We start from the raw sequence: 16211 nt of genomic DNA on the forward strand, positions 1-16211 counted from the left end.
ATGAGACTGTCCCGCTTTTTTGTCGACGCCCCCCTGAGCCTTGGCGACCACGAGTTGCCGGAAGCCCAGGCGCACTACATCAGCCGCGTATTGCGCATGAGCGAAGGCGACCCCGTGCAGTTGTTCGACGGTTCCGGCCAGGAGTTTCGCGCCAGCTTGCTGGAAGTCGGCAAAAAACGCGTGGTGGTGCAAGTCACCGAAACCTTCGCCGGGCAGGTCGAGTCGCCATTGCAGATTCACCTCGGCCAGGGCCTGTCCCGTGGCGAGCGAATGGACTGGGCGATCCAGAAAGCCACCGAGCTTGGGGTGAATGAAATCACCCCGATCTTCAGCGACCGCTGCGAAGTGCGCCTCAAGGACGAACGCGCCGACAAACGCCTGCAGCACTGGCGCCAGGTGGCGATCAGCGCGTGCGAGCAGTGCGGTCGCTCGCGAGTGCCGGTGATTCACCCACCGCTGTTGCTGGCGGATTGGTTGAAACAGGCCGAAGCGGATTTGAAGCTGGTGCTGCACCCGGTGGCCGAGCCCCTGGTGAGCCACGCCAAGCCTGGGAGCCTGGCCTTCCTGATCGGGCCGGAGGGTGGATTGACTGATGGCGAAGTCGAAACGGCACAAGGTGCGGGGTTTCATGCCGCACGGCTGGGCCCACGGGTGCTGCGTACCGAAACTGCGCCAGTCGTGGCGCTGGCCGTAGCCCAACAACTCTGGGGCGACTTCTAAACCCGTTTTGCAAACCCAATCAAATGTGGGAGCGGGCTTGCTCGCGAATGCGGTGGATCAGTCACACATGTATTGACTGGCACTCCGCTTTCGCGAGCAAGCCCGCTCCCACATTTTGATCGGGTTACCAACCTCAGACCTGTTTACTCCACCGGGTCACTCACAGGCGTCGCAATAATCGCCTTCAACTCACTGGTCATCGGGAATTCCAGGTTCAGGCCCTTAGGCGGAATCGGCTGCTCAAACCAGCGCTGGTAAATGCCGTTGATCTCCCCCGAGCTGTACAGCCCGGCCAGGGTCTCATTGACCACCGCGAGAAACTGCGGGTCGTCCTTGCGCACCATGCAGCTGTAGATTTCCCGCGACTGTTCTTCCCCAACCACCACCCACTTGTGCGGGTCCCTGGCCTTGGCGCGCTCGCCGTAGAGCAACGCGTCATCCATGTAGAACGCCGCCGCCCGGCCCGATTGCAGCATCTGGAAGGCTTCGCCGTGGTCCTTGGCGCTGATCACCGACATGTTCAGTTTGTGATCGACGTTGTAGCTCTTGAGGAACCGCTCGTTGGTGGTACCGGCGGTGGTTACCACGTTCTTGCCTTGCAGGTCGGCGAAGCTTTTGATGCCGCTGTCGTTGGCGGTCAGCAACTGGCCCTTCACGTAGATAAACCCGTAGGAAAACGCTACCTGCTTCTGCCGCTCGGCGGTCACGCCGGTGGAACCGCATTCCAGGTCCACGGTGCCGTTTTGCACCAGGGCTATGCGGGTCTGGGAAGTCACCAGGTTGTACTTCACGTTGAGCTTCGGCACACCGGTTTTCTGCTGGATACGCTCGACGATCTTGTTCGCCAGCTCCACCGAATAGCCCATGGGCTTGCCGCTGTGATCCCCCACATAGGAAAACGGCACCGAGGCATCGCGGTAGCCGAGGGTGATGCTCCTGGCGTTGGCGATCTTGCTCAGCGTACCGTCCAAGGGGGCCTCGGTGGCATGGGCCTGAGCCCCCAACAACAGCCCCAGGGTGCAGCCGATCAACGTGATTTTTTGCATTGTTATTCTCCGTTGGTGGTTAAAGGTTCAGGTACGGCGCACTGCAATGACACTGATCTCGACCAGCACGTCCGGTCGCGCCAACTGCGCCTGCAACGTGGTACGCGTCGGTGCCTGCCCCGGCGATAGCCAGGCGGACCAGACTTCATTCATCGGCGCAAAACCCTCCTGGATATTGTTCAGGTAGATGGTCGCATTCAGCAGATGATCCTTGTCGCTGCCGGCCTCGGCCAGCAGCGCATCAATCCTGGCCAGCACCTGTTCGGTCTGGGTCTTTACATCACGGCCTTCGCCCGGCACCTGGCCGGACAAAAACACCAGGTCCTGAAACACCACGGCGCCAGACAAGCGGCTGTTGCTGTTGATTCGGGTGATGGTCATCGAAATATCCTCAAGCGGCACGGGGCGCGAAGCCCTGCATATCAATGGAAGTGGTGTGCCGGCCAATCAACTCGGCCAGTACCTGGCCGCTGCCGCAAGCCAGGGTAAACCCGAGGGCGCCGTGGCCGAGGTTAAGCCACAGGTTGCTGTAGGCGCTGGCACCAATCAACGGCACGCCGGTAGGCGTGGCCGGGCGCATGCCGGCCCATTCGACCGCGTGCTGGTAGTCACCGGCCAGCGGGAACGTCTCAAGTGCCTGGCGTTTAATCAGCGCCAGGCGCTTGGGTTCCAGGCGGGCGTCGAAGCCGACAATATCCACCATCGCCGCCACCCGCAGTTGCTCACCGATGCGCGCGTAGACGATCTTGCGGTCGTAATCGGTGATGCTGATGTTCGGCGCCTGATGCTGCGCGCCAATCGGCACGCTCAGGCTGTAACCCTTGAGGGGATACAGCGGCAGTGACATACCCGGCAAGGCCAGCTCGGGGCTGCGGTGCCCGGCGGCCAGCACCAGGTGCTGCACCGGCAAGACTTCACTGCCCATTTCGATAGCCTGCACGGCGCCTGCGCTGTGACGAATCGCCGTCACCTTGCGCCCCAACAGGAACGTGCAACGCCCCGACGCTTCAAGGCGCGCCGCCAGTTGCTGGCAGAACCCATGGCAGTCGCCGACCTCTTCATTGGGCGTATAGATGCCGCCGGCAAAACTGGCGCTGTCCAGGGTCGGTTCCAGCCGTGCGCAGTCCGCCGCCGAGAGCACTTGCTGTTGCAGCGGGTCGGTCACTTTATTCAAGGCGCGCTCATAGCTGTCGAGGCTGCGAAAGGTCACCAGCTTGCCGTTGCGCCGCCAGTGGAAACCGCCCAGTTGGTCTTCTTCACGCCAGCGTTGCAGGGTGCCCTGGCTCAAGGACGCCAGGCGCAGCAGGTGGGCCGCATTGCGCTGGTTCACCGAGCCACGGCAGGCGCCCAGGAACGAGGCCATCCAGCGCCACTGCGCCGGGTCCATGCGCGGGCGCAGCTTCAGCGGCGAGTCACCGCGCAGCAGCCAGCCGATGGCTTGCAACGGTACGCCCTTGTCGGCCAACGGCGCGACATAGCGGTAGGACAGTTGCCCGCCGTTGGCGAAGCTGGTCTCGCTGCCCAGGGTTTCCCGGGCTTCGACCACCGTCACCTGCATGCCGGCACGCACCAGCGCGTAGGCACTCGCCAGGCCGATAACCCCGCCACCGATGATGCAAACCTGCTGAGCCATGTGCGTCCCTTAACCGTGCGATGTCAGGCTTGAAGGTTAGAGGCAGGTGACAGCGGCGGGACAATGAATAAAGATGGGTCACCCATAAACAAAGGTTATGGACTGCCCATGCGCTTGCGTCATATCGAAATCTTCCAGGCCATCCGCCAGACCGGTTCCATCAGCGCCGCCGCCCAGTTGCTGCATGTCTCGCAGCCGGCGGTGAGCAAGGTGCTGCAGCACGCCGAGTTGCAGTTGGGGTTCCCGCTGTTCCTGCGTATACGCGGCAAGCTGCAGCCAACCCCGGAAGCGCTGGCGCTGGAGCGCGAAGTCGACAAGGTGACCGAAAGCCTGCAAGGCGTGCGGCGCCTGGCACAGAACCTGCGCCGCGAGCCGGGCCAGAGCCTGCGTATCGGCGCAACACCCGCGCTGGCCTTGGCGTTGCTGCCGCCGGCCATCCGCGAATGGACCCAACGCTACCCGGACATCGCCTGCGAGCTGTCCAGCGCCCACAGCCGCGAGCTGGTGCAAAACCTGTTGATGCGTGAGGTCGACGTGGCGCTGACCCTGCAACCGCCCGATCACCCGGGTCTGACCGCCCAGGCCCTGGCCCACGGCGTGCTGGTGGCGTTGGCGCCGCAGGGTTACTGGAAGGAAAACGAGCTGGGCAAACCGTTGCCGCTGATGGCCCTGGCGGGCGCGCCGTTGATTGGCCTGTCCAGCGCCGACCCGTTGTCGGCGAAGCTGGACAGCTACCTGGAAGCGGTCGATCCACCGCCACGGGTCAGCATCGCAGTGCAGACCTATTCCCTGGCCAGGGCCATGGTCGAATCCGGCGCCGGGCTGGCGGTGATTGATCCGTTCACCGCCCTCGGCGCATCACCGGCCACTACTTGCATTCGCCCCCTTGCGCCGCCGCTGCCAATCACCTTGTACGCCCTGACCCGCGCCGACGAACCGCCGCCGCATATGCTGGCGAGCCTGTTGGAGATCTTCGGCAGCCGGGCCCATGAGCAATTGGACCGGCTATAACACGTACCCCATGATCGCCACGAAATGCAGCAGGCTGCCGCCAATCACGAACAAATGCCAGATCCCGTGGGAGTGCCGCAAGCGGTCCTCCAAGGCAAAGAAAATAATGCCCACGGTATACAGCACCCCGCCCGACGCCAGCCAGGCAAACCCGGTAGGCCCCAGCGCAGCAATCAGCGGCTTGACCGCCACCAGCACGATCCAGCCCATCACCGCATAGATCACGATCGACAGGATCCGCGCCTCGGAACGTGGCTTGATCTCCTGCAGGATGCCGATCACCGCCAGCCCCCACACAATCCCGAACAGCGTCCAGCCCCACGGCCCGCGCAGCGTCACCAGGCAAAACGGCGTGTAGCTGCCGGCAATCAGCAGGTAGATCGAAAAGTGATCGACCTTCTGCATGATCGCTTTCTTGCGCCCGCGCACGCTGTGGTAAACGGTGGACGCGCTGTACAACACCAGCAATGTGAAACCGTAAATGGCCACGCTGACAATCTTCCAGGGGTTGCCGTCCATACTGGCCACCACCAACATCCATACCGCACCCACAAAAGCCGCAACCGCCCCGAGCAAGTGGCTCCAGGCGTTGAATCGTTCCCCGTGATACATGTGTCACTCACCTCGAATAACGGTTATCACCTCGACCATTCTGACGTCACCCACCCAATATCAGGTAACAACCTTTCTTCATTTGCCCAAATACACATGCCGATGGATGATTCGCTTCATCCTGTGGGAGCTGGCTTGCCGGCGATAGCGGTGTATCAGCAGCAGATGCATGTCTGACCCACCGCTATCGCCGGCAAGCCAGCTCCTACATAAAAGCCCCTCATCGGTAACGCCCATGCCCGACCTCGAACCTGCCCAGCCCCACCCGAGTCTGTGGCAGTTGTTTTACAACTTCGCCATGGTCGGCCTGTTTGGCTTCGGCGGCGTGATGCCCTGGGCGCGGCAGATGATGGTCGACCGCAGGCAGTGGGTCAGCGAACAAGGCTTCAACGAGTTGCTGACCACCGGCCAATTTTTCCCCGGGCCGAATATCGCCAACGTCGGCATCATCTACGGTCGGCGCCTGCACGGCTTGCCGGGTGCGGTTGTGACCGTGGTCGGCTTGTATCTGTTCCCCTCGCTGATCACCGTGCTGGCCGGCTTCGCCTATGCCAAATGGTGGAGCCATGACGTGGTGCAGCAGATCTTCGGCGCGGTGATGCCGATCGCCACCGGGCTGATGCTCGGCACCACCTTGCGCCTGCTCAAGGCCATGCCCAGGACCCTGGCGAATTACAGCGCGTTCGTCCTGACCTTCGTGTTGATGGCGGTGCTGGTGCTGCCGTTGTGGATGGTCCTGCTGATCTGCATTCCCAGCTCGTTGGCCTTGAGCTTCATGGGCAAGCAGAAGGTGGCCGGCTGATGCAGAGCGTGCTGTTTCACCTGATGATCCAATGCGCGCTGTGGTCGCTGATGGCGATTGGCGGCAACACCGTGGCCCTGAGCGATATCCATCGCTACACCGTCACCGACATGAACTGGATCACCGACGCCCAGTTCGTCGCCTTCTTCGCCTTGTCCCAGGCCTTGCCGGGGCCCAATGGCATGTTCCTGGTATTTATCGGCCAGCAAGCCGCCGGGTTGCCCGGCGCCCTGGTGGCCCTGACCGCCAAGCTGGTGCCCTGCTCGGTGCTCACCTACTTCGGCGCCGGCTGGCTGGAAAAACACAGCAAAACCCCGTGGGTGCAGCGGGTCAAAGGCAGCCTGCTGCCGATCTCCATCGGGCTGATCCTGGCCGCCAGCTACATCCTGATGAACAGCCTGGAAAACAACGCCACCAGCCTGGTACTGACCCTGGCCAGCGCTGCCGTGGTGTATTACACAAGACTCAACGCGATCTGGCTGATCATCCTCGGCGTAGTGTTGGGCCTGTGCAGTGCATGGCTGGGAGTGAACTGGTTTTAGGGGCACAATCGACGGCATTCGAACAAGAGTCACGCCCATGCTGATCGACGAAGAGTTCACCCTCAAGAAGCTGGAAATCTTCCTGGCGTTCATGCGCACCGGCAACCTGGCGCGGGCGGCGGCTGAACTGCAGACCAGCAACGTCAGCGTGCACCGGGCGATCCACTCCCTGGAAAACGCCCTGCGCTGCCCGCTGTTCAAGCACGAAGGGCGCAACCTCACGCCGCTGGAAAGCGCCTATGTGCTGGAAGAGCGCGCGCAGAAGCTGGTGCAGGATGTGGTCGACAGCGTGCGGGTCACCCGCGAGGCCGCCGGCTTTTCCGCCGAGCGCTTCAAGCTGGGCTCGCTGTATTCGCTGACGGTGAAGACCGTGCCGCAGTTGATCATGGGGCTGAAGATTCGCCGTAGCGAGCTGAATATCGACCTGATCCTCGGCTCCAATTTCGACCTGCTGTACAAGCTGAAGAACATGGAAGTCGATGCGATCCTGATCTCCCTCGACGAGCACGCCAACGATCCGGACTGCGAGCAGATCGCGCTGTTTTCCGACGACATCTTCCTCGCCACCCCGGCCGATTCACCCTTCGACCGCGAACAGGAAATCGACCTGGCGGACGTGCGCGACGCCACCTTCATCACCCTCACCCAAGGCTTCGCCACCCATCAGGATGGCAACCGCGTATTCAAGCAGGCAGGGTTCGAGCCGAAGGTGGCGATGCAGGTCAACGACATCTTCACCCTGCTGAGCATGGTCAGCTCGGGCGTGGGTTATGCGCTGCTGCCGGGGCGGATTGCGGCGGTGTATGAGAACCGGGTGAAGCTGATTCCCCTGCAACCGCGCTACCGTTTGCAGCAGCACATTGGCGTGGTGTTTCTGAAAGCCAAGGAACGCGACCCGAACCTGCTCGCGCTGTTGGCGGAGTGCCGGATGTATGCGAACCGCCAAACCTGACAATGATCCCCTGTGGCGAGGGAGCTTGCTCCCGCTCGGCTGCGCAGCAGTCGTAAAATCAGCGCCCGCGTTGTTTCAGGAAGAATGCATTGGGACCGCTTCGCGCTCCAGCGGGAGCAAGCTCCCTCGCCACAAAAGCGGTCGACACATCTCGGGTCAGCCGACAATCCCGCGCACGATGAAGTACAGCACCGACGGCCCCAGCAAACACCCAAGCCCGGTGTGAAAGGTGGCGGTCAGTGCGCCATACGGCACCAACCGCCGGTCCGTCGCTGCCAGGCCTGCCGTCACGCCGCTCACCGTACCGGCCAGGCCGCCAAACACCATCGCCGAGCGCGGGTTATCCAGGCCCATCCAGCGTGCCGCCATGGGCGTGCCCACCATCACCAGGATCGCCTTGATCAACCCAGTCGCGATGGACAGCGCCACCACATCCGAGCTTGCACCCAACGCCGCCCCGGTCACCGGCCCGACGATGTACGTCACCGCGCCCGCGCCGATGGTGGTCATGCTGATCGCATCACGATAACCAAACGCCCAGGCGATACTCGCGCCCACGATAAACGGCAGCACCGTGCCCAACAGCAAGGCAATCGCACCAATCAAGCCGGCCTTGCGCGCCTCGGTGGCCTGTACTTCAAACGCCGTGGCCACGATGGCAAAGTCCCGCAGCATGGCGCCGCCCATCAAGCCGATCCCGGAAAACAGCGCCACATCCGCCAGGCCTTTCTGCCCGCCGGTCAAGGTACCGCCCACCCAGGCCAGCACCAGCCCGATCACAATCGCGATGGCTGAGCCGTGGATGCGTCCGAAGGTCAGGCGCTTGGACAGCACCACCGAAATCCACATCACCACGCCAACAAATGCAAAGGCGGTGACCAAGCCGTTATTTGCCAGGCCTTTCTCGATGAGTTCCCACATATCAGCGACCTCCCGCGACAGGTGCAGCCGCAATCAGCGGCTCTTCATCGGGCAGCGGTTCGCCCTTGTGCGTGCGGCTGATCAAGGCAATCGTGCAACCGCACACCACCACCGAACCAATCGCCGCCAGCACCGCCACCGGGCCGCCGTGCAGCGCGGTCACCACGTTCTGTTGCGCCGCCATCGCCACCACTACCGGGATGTACATGGCACCCCAGAAGCCGACACCCATCTCGCATTCCTTGGTCATGCCGCCGTGTTTGTGCATCCACAACCGTGCGCAGATCAGCAGGATCATCGCGATCCCCACCCCGCCCACGTTGGATTTGACTCCCAGCAACACGCCGAGCATGTCGCCCAGAATCACGCCGGCCAACATGCAGATCGCCAGCAACGCCACACCGTAAATAATCATGATGGTTGTCCTCAAAGTGCTTCATCGAAATTGTTGTTTTTGTGCTTCGAAAGCCTTGGGCGGCAATGCCGATCCGATAAAGATGAATACCGTACCTGTGGCGAGGGAGCTTGCTCCCGCTGGGCTGCGTAGCGGCCCTGAAATCCTCGGAGCGCTGCGCACTCCAACGGGAGCAAGCTCCCTCGCCACAGGTCATTGATGACCCGCTCTATCTCTTGACCGACCAGCATCAGCCTTGGTGGAGCTCTATCGGTGATGGTTTCCCTCCTCTCGCAGCAAGGCCTGCAAGGTGTCCAGGCGGGCGCCTTCGAAGGCGATGACGGTGCCTTGCTCGAACACCCGGCGCGCAAGGCCTGTAAGCACGGCACCGGGAGGCAGTTCGATATGCAGGCGCACACCGCGCTCGAAGGCGCTTTGCACGGTGCCGCGCCAGTCGACGATGCGGCACATGTTGAAGGCGAGGTCGTCGCGCAGGTGTTCGGTGTTGTGGATCGGCCGGGCGCGGGTGCTGCTCAGGTAGGTGATGCTCGGCGGTTTCAGTGTCACTTGGGCGAATGCTTCGGCCAGGGCCTCGGCGGGTTTTTCCAGCAGTACGCAATGAGACGGCACGCTGACGGCCAGGCGTTTGGCGACGCCGTTGCCGCGCACCAGATTGGCGACCGCCTTCATGGCCTCATCGCTGCCGGCGATGACCGTCTGGTTGTCGGCATTGATATTGGCCAGGTAAACCGGGGTTTGCGGGCTGTGGACCTGAGCAAGCAAGGCTTCGACGGTGGACAGGTCCGGGCCGATAAGGGCGGTCATGCCGTAGCCGTGGGGATACGCTTGCTGCATCAGTTCGCCGCGCAGGCTGACGAGTTTCAACGCGTCGGCAAAGTCCAGCGAGCCGGCGATCACGGCGGCCGGATAAGCACCAATGGACAGGCCGGCGACGTAATCGGGGGTGTGTTCCAGCAAACGCGCACTGGCCACACCGGCAATCAACAGGCAGAGCTGCACGGCACGGGTCGAGGCCAGCGCTTCGGCAGAATCCAGGGTAAGCACATCCTCATTGAGGGCAGCACTGGCTTCGTCCAGCACCGCACGCGGCAGTTGCTGGAGCATGCCGGGACGCTGGGCGCCCTGCCCCGGGAATGCCAGGAGGCTGCTCATGCCAAGGCCTGCCACGGGTCGAGCACCAACTGCGCGCCACCGGCATTTTTCAGCAGCACGCGACGCGAACCACCGGCCCATTCACGCAACGCGACCGCGCCAAAAGGCGTTTGCAGTTGCAGGTCCACGGCGCACACCGGCGTATCCAGTATCGCCAGCAGGTCCTCTGCATCGCTGCGTTCAAGGCGCTCGGGCGTGCGCAGAATCAAATCCAGATCGCTCTTGGCATGCAGCGCTTCGACGCCGCTGGCCAACTCGAAACCCGCACTGCCGGTGACGCCCCAACTCTCTCCCGCCAGCACCGGTCGTAACTGAGCGAGAGCCTGCAACGCCGGCAAATCCCTTGGCGAGATCACACCGCGCAGGTCTTCCGGCACCACGCGCCGCTGCACGGCCGCCATCGGCATCACGGCGGCGAAGCGCTGCTCGCGCAAGCGCCCGCGTACCCCCACCGCTACCTGGCCCGGTGACGCGACGGCACGCCGCACCACCACCGGATGCCCAGCGGCCAATGCTTCCAGCACCCAGGCCGGCGCATCAGCGGGCGCATGCGCCGGGGTCATGCCCCAGAGCAAGTCGTGAGCGTTCACCATTGCTCCCGCAGCAGTTGGCGCACGTGGCTGGAGGCCGCGCGGTTAGTGGCGCCCAGGCGACCGCTCAGGTCCCGACCGCCGGCCTGCACATCCTTGATCGCCTGCACCAGGCAATCGCTGACACGCGCCACATCTTCGCTGGTGGGCTGCTCGATCTGGCTGACCGACAAGGTCTCCCAGAGCAAGCCGAGGCTGGCATAGCTGTCGATGTCATAGGCCATCGGCGGCACGCTGGCGGCCAGGGTTTCCAGCTCTTCAACACTGCGCAGGGTTACCCGTGCCGCCGAAGCCTTGCCCATGGCATGCACCATCACGCCGGGGTCGCGCAGGGCAATCAGGCGGTTGGCCTGGTAACCATGGGCGAGGAAGGCGCCGGACATCGCCTTGCCCACCAGCAGCGCGATCACCGGGTGACCGGCCAGGCGGGCACGGGCGTAGCTGTCGGCAGCGGCGGCCAATGCCTGGTGAATGCCCAACGCCTCTTCGCGACGACCGTAGGCCTGGCTCGGCACATCCACGATGGCAATCAGCGGACGCTTGTCGCCGGTGTTGATCGCCTCATCAACGGCCTTGGCCAAGCCCCAGCCTTCCAGCAAACCGACTTCACCGTTGCGAGCGCGAGGGAAGCGGTTTTGTGGGTCGGTGACCACCGCGATAAAGCGCACTGGCTGATCACCGAGCACACCGTCGGCGACTTTCAGCGAGTTCGGCAAACCGCTCACTGGCGCTGCGTCGCCGCTCAATGCGTTGAACCACTGCAAACCTCTCATGAGCGTTCTCCCTGATACAGATCGCGAACCGTCGCCGGGTCGATTTGCGGTTCGGCGTTCAGTGCGGCCAGGCGTTCCAGATAGTGATCAACCTGACGGCTGCGCTGGTTTTCCGGCAAGCCTTGTTGCAGCAACTCAGTGATCTGCTGCTGAATCTGCGCCACGTCGTCGGCCACATACCGGTCGGCCAAGCCGCTGTTGAAACGCTGCTCACCGCCGGTCAGGCTCCAGATGAAGGGCCGGTCGCGGGAGTCGTATTCTTCAAGGCCGGCTTCCTGCTCGATCACCTGCGGGCCGTTCAGGCCAAGGCGCGCCTCACGGGTCACCAGCAGATAACTGCACAAGCCTGCCGCGATGGACATGCCGCCAAAGCAACCGACGCTGCCCGCCACCACGCCGATCACCGGCTGGTACTGGCGCAGGTCGACAATCGCTGCGTGGATATCGGCGATGGCGGCCAAGCCCAGGTTGGCTTCCTGCAAGCGCACGCCGCCGGTTTCCAGCAGCAGGATCGCGCGAGTAGGGATACCGTTGCGATTGTCTTCAGCAGCCAACTCCAGTGCACCGGCCATCTTCGCGCCGCCGACTTCACCGAGACTGCCGCCCTGGAAATTGCCTTCGATGGCCGCGATGACCACCGGCAAGCCGGCGATGCTGCCCTTGGCGATCACCACGCCGTCATCTGCCTGCGGCACCACGCCCTGGCGGCTCAGCCACGGCGACATGACGCGCTGGAACGGGTCGATCAGTTCGCGATAGCTGCCCGCGTCGAGCAAGGCCTTGGCCCGTTGCCGGGCGCCGAGTTCGACGAAGCTGTGTTTGTTCAGCAAGTCAGTCATGACCGATCTCCTCGAAGCCTTGCTCCAGGCGCAAGCGCACCACGCCGGGTGTGGCGCCGAAGTCGTGGATATCGATGTTCAATGCGGGGGGTGTCTGTTCCTGGAAGATCCGCTCGAACAGATGCTGCCAACGCAGCTGCGCACCGTTCACCGAGGTCTGCACCTGGATCGTCAGGGTGCCGGCGGTTCCCGGTTCCAGCAGCACTTCGAGGTCGCCGGAGCCGACGCAACCTACCAGCGCGCGGCCCTTTGCGGGCTGCCCGGCGGGGAATTCAAAGGATAAGGTTTCCATCACAGCGCTCCGTCGAGGCGGTCGATAAACAGGCAGGCGGCCAACAGGTCGGCGGCGCCACCGGGGGAGGCATTCAGCGCCAGCAGTTGCTGGTCCAGCTCATGCAGTTGGCGGCGGCCGGCGAGGCTTGCACTGCCGCCGGCGTCCAGCACCGCTTGGGCGCCTTGTTGCATGGCCTGCAAGCCTTCAGGACCGGCGCGGTAGAGCACGCAGGTGTCGGCCAGGTCGGTCATGATCGCCAGCAAGGCGTCGAGGCGCGCGTTCTGTTCGCCGTGTTGCTGCAGGCGGCTTTTCTTCAGTTGGGGCAGGCCGCGTTGCAGCACCGACGGGAAGCCCAATTGCGCTTCTTCGCGGGCACCGCGTGCACCGTAGCGTTGTGCGACCTGGGCGCCGTGGCTCAGCGGTTGCGGTGCGTAACGGTCGTTGAGCAAGGCCAGGCGGGCGGCGCGCAACGTCACCGCGCTGGCAGTGCAGGATTCCGGTTGCAGTGCGGCGGCGGCGACTAACAGGCCGAGCGCCCAGATCGCGCCACGATGGGTATTAACGCCGCTGGTGGTGACGAGCATCACCTGCTCACCTTCGCGACCGATGCGCCCGAGGGCTTCACGCAGGGGCAAACCGACTTCGCCAAATTCGACAGCGGCCTCGGCCATTTCCTTGAACGCCGGCCACAGCGACAGCGCCGAGGCGTGCATCAAGCCGAGGTGCAAATCGGTATGGGCGCCGTTGCCGCGACGGTCTACCAGGGCGGGTTTCGGCGACAGGTCTGCCTCATCGATCAACGCGTCGACGGCCATGTCGGCCAGGCGTTCGGCCAGCGTCAGGTCGTGCAGTTTGAGTGCGTGCATTTACCAGCTCCTGAACTTGGCGGGCGGGTTGTACAAGCCACCGGACCACTCCACCAGATCGGCCACGCTCTTGGCGGCCAGCAGCTCGCGGGTGGCATCGGTGCGGCGGATGCCGAGGTCTTCGGGCAGCGCAATCAAGCCTTCGCGACGCATGCGTGCGGTGTCCTTGGGGTTGTGGCGCAAGCCGATGGCGGTCACCCCGGCCACGGCGGCGATCATCGCCTGGCGCTCTTCCAGGGAGCGGGCCTTGTACAGGTAGGCGATGCCTTCTTCGGTGAGCAGGTGTGTGACGTCATCGCCGTAGATCATGATCGGCGCCAGGGGCATGCCGCTTTTGCGGGCGACTTCCACCGCGTCGAGGGTTTCGACAAAGGTGGGTTTGCCGCCTTCCTGGAAGGTCTCGACCATCTGCACCACGAGCTTTTTGCCGCGTTCGAGCAAGGCTTCCGGGGCGTCGTCGTGGCGCATGTCGAGCCAGGCGGGTGTGCCATGGCGGCGACCGCGCGGGTCGTGGCCCATGTTCGGCGCACCACCAAAACCGGCGAGGCGGCCACGGGTAACGGTGGAGGAATGACCGTCGCCATCGACCTGCAAGGTGGCGCCGATAAACAGGTCCACCGCGTACTGGCCGGCCAGTTGGCAGAACATCCGGTTGGAACGCAGCGAGCCGTCGCGGCCGGTGAAGAACACATCCGGCCGGGCGGCGATGTAGTTCTCCATGCCCAGTTCGGTGCCGAAGCAATGCACGCTTTCGACCCAGCCGCTTTCGATGGCCGGGATCAGGGTTGGGTGCGGGTTGAGGGTCCAGTTGCGACAGATCTTGCCCTTCAGGCCCAGGGATTCACCGTAGGTCGGCAGGATCAATTCGATGGCGGCGGTGTTGAAACCGATGCCGTGGTTCAGCGATTGAACGTTATGTTTTTCATAGATGCCGCGGATCGCCATCATCGCCATCAACACATGCACGGGCTTGATGTGGCGTGGGTCGCGGGTGAACAGCGGTTCGATGTAGAAGGGCTTGTCAGCGACCACCACGAAATCGACCCAGCTCGCGGGGATGTCGACGCGCGGCAGGTCGGTGACGTCATCCACCAGTTGGTTGACCTGGACGATGACGATGCCATCGCTGAAGGCGGCCGGCTCGATCAGCGCGGGTGTGTCTTCGGTGCTCGGGCCGGTGTAGATATTGCCGGCGCGGTCGGCCATGAAGCCGGCCGACAGGACCACGTTGGGGATCAGGTCCACCACCAGCCGCGCGTAGAGTTCGATGTAGGTATGAATCGCGCCAATTTCCAGCAGGCCGTCTTCCAGCAAATGGCTGATGCGCAGGGACTGGGTGCCGGCAAAGGAGAAATCCAGCTTGCGGGCGATGCCCTTTTCAAACAGGTCCAGGTGCTCGGAGCGGCCGACGCTGGGCATGATCATGTGCAGGTCGTGGAGCTTGGCGGGGTCGGCCTTGGCCAGGGAGCGCGAGAGGAAATCGGCCTGCTTCTGGTTGTTGCCCTCCAGCACCACGCGGTCGCCGGGGAGGATCAGGGCTTCCAGGGCTTCGACAATGCGGTCGCTGGGGAGCACGGCGCCATCGGCGAAGGATCGCACCAATGCGAGGCGGCGCTGCTTCTCATCGCGCCGCCGCGTCCAGCGCGAGTCGGGGGAAGTTGTTGTTGTCATGGTCGCTCCACGGGATTTGCTGTCGTGGGCTGTACCTTAGGAGGGTATTGGGGGGGCATCAATCAAGCTGCGCGGTGAACCATTACGATTGGAGTAATGGTTGATCAGCAAATGCTGAGGCTCGGGCTCAACACAGTTCAAATGTGGGAGCGGGCTTGCTCGCGAATGCGGTGGGTCAGTTGATAAATCGGGTACTGACACACCGCATTCGCGAGCAAGCCCGCTCCCATATTTGCTCAGCGCTGTTCGGGAGAACGTGCGCAGAAGTCCCCAAATGGGAACGATCAGTCCCTTTTTGGGACTGATCTCGCTTCATCACCCAACCCGCTATTTCTGGTTAGTCACCCACTGTTCGACCTCCTTCAATAGCGCTTGAGTATGCGCAATCAGTTGCTCCAACAACCCCTCATCCTCATCCATATACCCTTCATATTCCGCCAGGTTGCGGCGCTCGTGGCATAGCGCAAACAGTCTTACCTGAACCTTGTTGGCTGCGGTGGTATGAAGCAGGCATTGGAACACCAGATAGCGCTTGTCCGAGCGATAGCCGTGCAAGCGCAAGGCTGTGAGGGCGATTGCGTGGGCCGCGTTGTAAGCCAAATCAAAACGGCTGGCGAAAGATAATTGCGGGGTTTTGGCGTCCTTCAATCGATCACGAGCAGAGCGCATCAACCCATCACATTCCGTGCGATCCGGCGGCTCAGCCTTCAAGCCACCACTACGTTGCAGGTTCTCCAGGTTTGCCTTGCTGTCCATCCTTGGACTCCACGGGGTTTTCCCCAATCAGGTTGATCTTGTCCTGCTCCGCCACCCGCTGCACAAAACTATGACCGGCATTCCATTTGCCGATCCAGTCTTCGGGGGTATAGAGCGTCGGGTTGATGGTGCGGCCCAGTTGCTCTTCCAGCGGCATGAGCTGCTCCATGACTTCACTGTAGTTGAGGCTTTCGCCGATCAGCATCAGATCTATGTCACTGGATGAGTGCGCCTCGCCCTTGGCGATGGAACCGTAGATAAATGCCCACTTCAGTTGCGTGGCAAATGGAGCCAGTGCGTTGCGCAATGGCTCATCCAGGCTCAGGGTCTTGCGCACGATGGCCAACAGCTCCGAGTAAACGGGGCACTGCGGGTTGGCCTGGTAGTGGGTTTGGTTGCCCTGGCGCGTCACCGTCAGGATGCCTGCCAACTGCAAACGCTCCAGCTCGCGGGTCAGGCTGCCCTTGCCCACCTTTGCCCAGCGGGCGATTTCATTGGTGAAGAAGCTATGGTCGGGCTTGCCAAAGAGCAAACCCAAGACTTTCTGCTGAGTCACGGTGAATAGCGCAGTGCTAAGGGGCAGGGTTTGCATGGCAGCGACCGAAGAGTCCCAAAAAGGGAACGATAGGTCCCTTT

General features: G+C 62.9%; 20 protein-coding genes. 5 read left to right on the forward strand and 15 right to left on the reverse strand.

All coding sequences use genetic code 11. The features are described from left to right. Complete coding sequence (locus C0058_RS30380) at positions 1-720, forward strand: 16S rRNA (uracil(1498)-N(3))-methyltransferase (RefSeq protein WP_087693231.1); 720 nt, start codon at positions 1-3, stop codon at positions 718-720. A gap of 143 nt (positions 721-863) precedes the next feature. Here C0058_RS30380 and C0058_RS30385 read toward each other — a convergent pair whose 3' ends face one another. The 3 genes from C0058_RS30385 to C0058_RS30395 are packed head-to-tail and all read right to left on the reverse strand — an operon-like array spanning position 864 to position 3399. Beyond that, complete coding sequence (locus C0058_RS30385) at positions 864-1766, reverse strand: transporter substrate-binding domain-containing protein (protein WP_087693232.1); 903 nt, start codon at positions 1764-1766, stop codon at positions 864-866. Between the two features lie 27 nt (positions 1767-1793). Next, the gene (locus C0058_RS30390) at positions 1794-2147 is read right to left on the reverse strand and encodes a RidA family protein (RefSeq protein ID WP_087693233.1); all 354 of its coding nucleotides are present in this window, start codon (positions 2145-2147) and stop codon (positions 1794-1796) included. A gap of 10 nt (positions 2148-2157) precedes the next feature. Then, the gene (locus C0058_RS30395; RefSeq protein WP_102370084.1) at positions 2158-3399 is read right to left on the reverse strand and encodes a D-amino acid dehydrogenase; all 1242 of its coding nucleotides are present in this window, start codon (positions 3397-3399) and stop codon (positions 2158-2160) included. Positions 3400-3507: 108 nt separating this feature from the next. Between C0058_RS30395 and C0058_RS30400 the strand changes: the two genes are divergently transcribed. Next, on the forward strand, positions 3508-4410 hold the full coding sequence (locus tag C0058_RS30400; protein ID WP_102370085.1) for a LysR family transcriptional regulator: 903 nt from the start codon (positions 3508-3510) through the stop codon (positions 4408-4410). Here the strand turns inward: C0058_RS30400 and C0058_RS30405 are convergent. Beyond that, on the reverse strand, positions 4405-5022 hold the full coding sequence (locus tag C0058_RS30405; protein ID WP_003216828.1) for a hemolysin III family protein: 618 nt from the start codon (positions 5020-5022) through the stop codon (positions 4405-4407). The two genes, C0058_RS30400 and C0058_RS30405, sit on opposite strands and share 6 nt — an antisense overlap. A gap of 235 nt (positions 5023-5257) precedes the next feature. On the opposite strand from C0058_RS30405, the gene C0058_RS30410 reads away from it, so the two are divergent. Genes C0058_RS30410 through C0058_RS30420 form a run of 3 tightly spaced genes read left to right on the forward strand, consistent with a single transcriptional unit; the run spans position 5258 to position 7318 of the window. Further along, positions 5258-5824, forward strand: a complete 567-nt coding sequence (locus C0058_RS30410) for a chromate transporter (protein ID WP_003216826.1) — start codon at positions 5258-5260, stop codon at positions 5822-5824. Next, on the forward strand, positions 5824-6366 hold the full coding sequence (locus tag C0058_RS30415; RefSeq protein WP_087693236.1) for a chromate transporter: 543 nt from the start codon (positions 5824-5826) through the stop codon (positions 6364-6366). Before C0058_RS30410 ends, C0058_RS30415 begins: the two co-directional genes overlap by 1 nt. Positions 6367-6403: 37 nt before the next feature. Continuing rightward, complete coding sequence (locus C0058_RS30420) at positions 6404-7318, forward strand: LysR substrate-binding domain-containing protein (protein ID WP_003216822.1); 915 nt, start codon at positions 6404-6406, stop codon at positions 7316-7318. 156 nt (positions 7319-7474) lie between these two features. Here the strand turns inward: C0058_RS30420 and madM are convergent, their stop codons facing one another. The 11 genes from madM to C0058_RS30485 form a co-directional block, all read right to left on the reverse strand. Then, positions 7475-8239 (reverse strand): malonate transporter subunit MadM, encoded by a 765-nt coding sequence (gene madM / locus C0058_RS30430; protein ID WP_003216820.1) that lies wholly within the window; start codon positions 8237-8239, stop codon positions 7475-7477. Position 8240: 1 nt separating this feature from the next. Further along, positions 8241-8654: a malonate transporter subunit MadL gene (gene madL, locus C0058_RS30435; RefSeq protein ID WP_003216818.1), complete on the reverse strand. Its 414-nt coding sequence runs from the start codon at positions 8652-8654 to the stop codon at positions 8241-8243. A gap of 246 nt (positions 8655-8900) precedes the next feature. Then, a complete protein-coding gene (gene mdcH, locus C0058_RS30445; protein WP_102370087.1) occupies positions 8901-9806 on the reverse strand; it encodes a malonate decarboxylase subunit epsilon in 906 nt (301 codons plus the stop codon). Next, a complete protein-coding gene (locus C0058_RS30450) occupies positions 9803-10399 on the reverse strand; it encodes a malonate decarboxylase holo-ACP synthase (protein WP_102370088.1) in 597 nt (198 codons plus the stop codon). The genes mdcH and C0058_RS30450 overlap by 4 nt, the downstream gene beginning before the upstream one ends. Beyond that, a complete protein-coding gene (mdcE, locus tag C0058_RS30455) occupies positions 10393-11169 on the reverse strand; it encodes a biotin-independent malonate decarboxylase subunit gamma (protein WP_102370089.1) in 777 nt (258 codons plus the stop codon). Before mdcE ends, C0058_RS30450 begins: the two co-directional genes overlap by 7 nt. Then, the gene (locus tag C0058_RS30460; RefSeq protein ID WP_102370090.1) at positions 11166-12008 is read right to left on the reverse strand and encodes a biotin-independent malonate decarboxylase subunit beta; all 843 of its coding nucleotides are present in this window, start codon (positions 12006-12008) and stop codon (positions 11166-11168) included. The genes mdcE and C0058_RS30460 overlap by 4 nt, the downstream gene beginning before the upstream one ends. Further along, positions 12001-12300, reverse strand: coding sequence for a malonate decarboxylase subunit delta (locus C0058_RS30465; RefSeq protein ID WP_003216806.1), 300 nt, complete (start codon positions 12298-12300; stop codon positions 12001-12003). The genes C0058_RS30460 and C0058_RS30465 overlap by 8 nt, the downstream gene beginning before the upstream one ends. Continuing rightward, positions 12300-13148 (reverse strand): triphosphoribosyl-dephospho-CoA synthase, encoded by an 849-nt coding sequence (locus C0058_RS30470; RefSeq protein WP_102370091.1) that lies wholly within the window; start codon positions 13146-13148, stop codon positions 12300-12302. The genes C0058_RS30465 and C0058_RS30470 overlap by 1 nt, the downstream gene beginning before the upstream one ends. Further along, positions 13149-14819: a malonate decarboxylase subunit alpha gene (gene mdcA, locus C0058_RS30475; protein ID WP_102370092.1), complete on the reverse strand. Its 1671-nt coding sequence runs from the start codon at positions 14817-14819 to the stop codon at positions 13149-13151. Between the two features lie 327 nt (positions 14820-15146). After that, positions 15147-15575 carry a hypothetical protein gene (locus C0058_RS30480; RefSeq protein ID WP_003216800.1) on the reverse strand — a complete coding sequence of 143 codons (429 nt, stop codon included), beginning with the start codon at positions 15573-15575 and terminating at the stop codon, positions 15147-15149. After that, entirely contained in the window at positions 15538-16167 is a 630-nt protein-coding gene (locus C0058_RS30485; protein WP_003216798.1) for a nucleotidyltransferase domain-containing protein, read from the reverse strand. Before C0058_RS30485 ends, C0058_RS30480 begins: the two co-directional genes overlap by 38 nt. Positions 16168-16211 lie beyond the last annotated feature (44 nt).

The sequence above is a fragment of the Pseudomonas sp. NC02 genome (assembly GCF_002874965.1).
In the GTDB taxonomy this organism is placed as follows: Bacteria; Pseudomonadota; Gammaproteobacteria; order Pseudomonadales; family Pseudomonadaceae; genus Aquipseudomonas.

Bases quoted from the DNA above. Each gene is read 5' to 3' on its own strand.
- C0058_RS30380 (WP_087693231.1), top strand. From the start codon at position 1: ATGAGACTGTCCCGCTTTTTTGTCGACGCCCCCCTGAGCCTTGGCGAC.
- C0058_RS30385 (WP_087693232.1), bottom strand. From the start codon at position 1,766: ATGCAAAAAATCACGTTGATCGGCTGCACCCTGGGGCTGTTGTTGGGG.
- C0058_RS30390 (WP_087693233.1), bottom strand. From the start codon at position 2,147: ATGACCATCACCCGAATCAACAGCAACAGCCGCTTGTCTGGCGCCGTG.
- C0058_RS30395 (WP_102370084.1), bottom strand. From the start codon at position 3,399: ATGGCTCAGCAGGTTTGCATCATCGGTGGCGGGGTTATCGGCCTGGCG.
- C0058_RS30400 (WP_102370085.1), top strand. From the start codon at position 3,508: ATGCGCTTGCGTCATATCGAAATCTTCCAGGCCATCCGCCAGACCGGT.
- C0058_RS30405 (WP_003216828.1), bottom strand. From the start codon at position 5,022: ATGTATCACGGGGAACGATTCAACGCCTGGAGCCACTTGCTCGGGGCG.
- C0058_RS30410 (WP_003216826.1), top strand. From the start codon at position 5,258: ATGCCCGACCTCGAACCTGCCCAGCCCCACCCGAGTCTGTGGCAGTTG.
- C0058_RS30415 (WP_087693236.1), top strand. From the start codon at position 5,824: ATGCAGAGCGTGCTGTTTCACCTGATGATCCAATGCGCGCTGTGGTCG.
- C0058_RS30420 (WP_003216822.1), top strand. From the start codon at position 6,404: ATGCTGATCGACGAAGAGTTCACCCTCAAGAAGCTGGAAATCTTCCTG.
- madM (WP_003216820.1), bottom strand. From the start codon at position 8,239: ATGTGGGAACTCATCGAGAAAGGCCTGGCAAATAACGGCTTGGTCACC.
- madL (WP_003216818.1), bottom strand. From the start codon at position 8,654: ATGATTATTTACGGTGTGGCGTTGCTGGCGATCTGCATGTTGGCCGGC.
- mdcH (WP_102370087.1), bottom strand. From the start codon at position 9,806: ATGAGCAGCCTCCTGGCATTCCCGGGGCAGGGCGCCCAGCGTCCCGGC.
- C0058_RS30450 (WP_102370088.1), bottom strand. From the start codon at position 10,399: ATGGTGAACGCTCACGACTTGCTCTGGGGCATGACCCCGGCGCATGCG.
- mdcE (WP_102370089.1), bottom strand. From the start codon at position 11,169: ATGAGAGGTTTGCAGTGGTTCAACGCATTGAGCGGCGACGCAGCGCCA.
- C0058_RS30460 (WP_102370090.1), bottom strand. From the start codon at position 12,008: ATGACTGACTTGCTGAACAAACACAGCTTCGTCGAACTCGGCGCCCGG.
- C0058_RS30465 (WP_003216806.1), bottom strand. From the start codon at position 12,300: ATGGAAACCTTATCCTTTGAATTCCCCGCCGGGCAGCCCGCAAAGGGC.
- C0058_RS30470 (WP_102370091.1), bottom strand. From the start codon at position 13,148: ATGCACGCACTCAAACTGCACGACCTGACGCTGGCCGAACGCCTGGCC.
- mdcA (WP_102370092.1), bottom strand. From the start codon at position 14,819: ATGACAACAACAACTTCCCCCGACTCGCGCTGGACGCGGCGGCGCGAT.
- C0058_RS30480 (WP_003216800.1), bottom strand. From the start codon at position 15,575: ATGGACAGCAAGGCAAACCTGGAGAACCTGCAACGTAGTGGTGGCTTG.
- C0058_RS30485 (WP_003216798.1), bottom strand. From the start codon at position 16,167: ATGCAAACCCTGCCCCTTAGCACTGCGCTATTCACCGTGACTCAGCAG.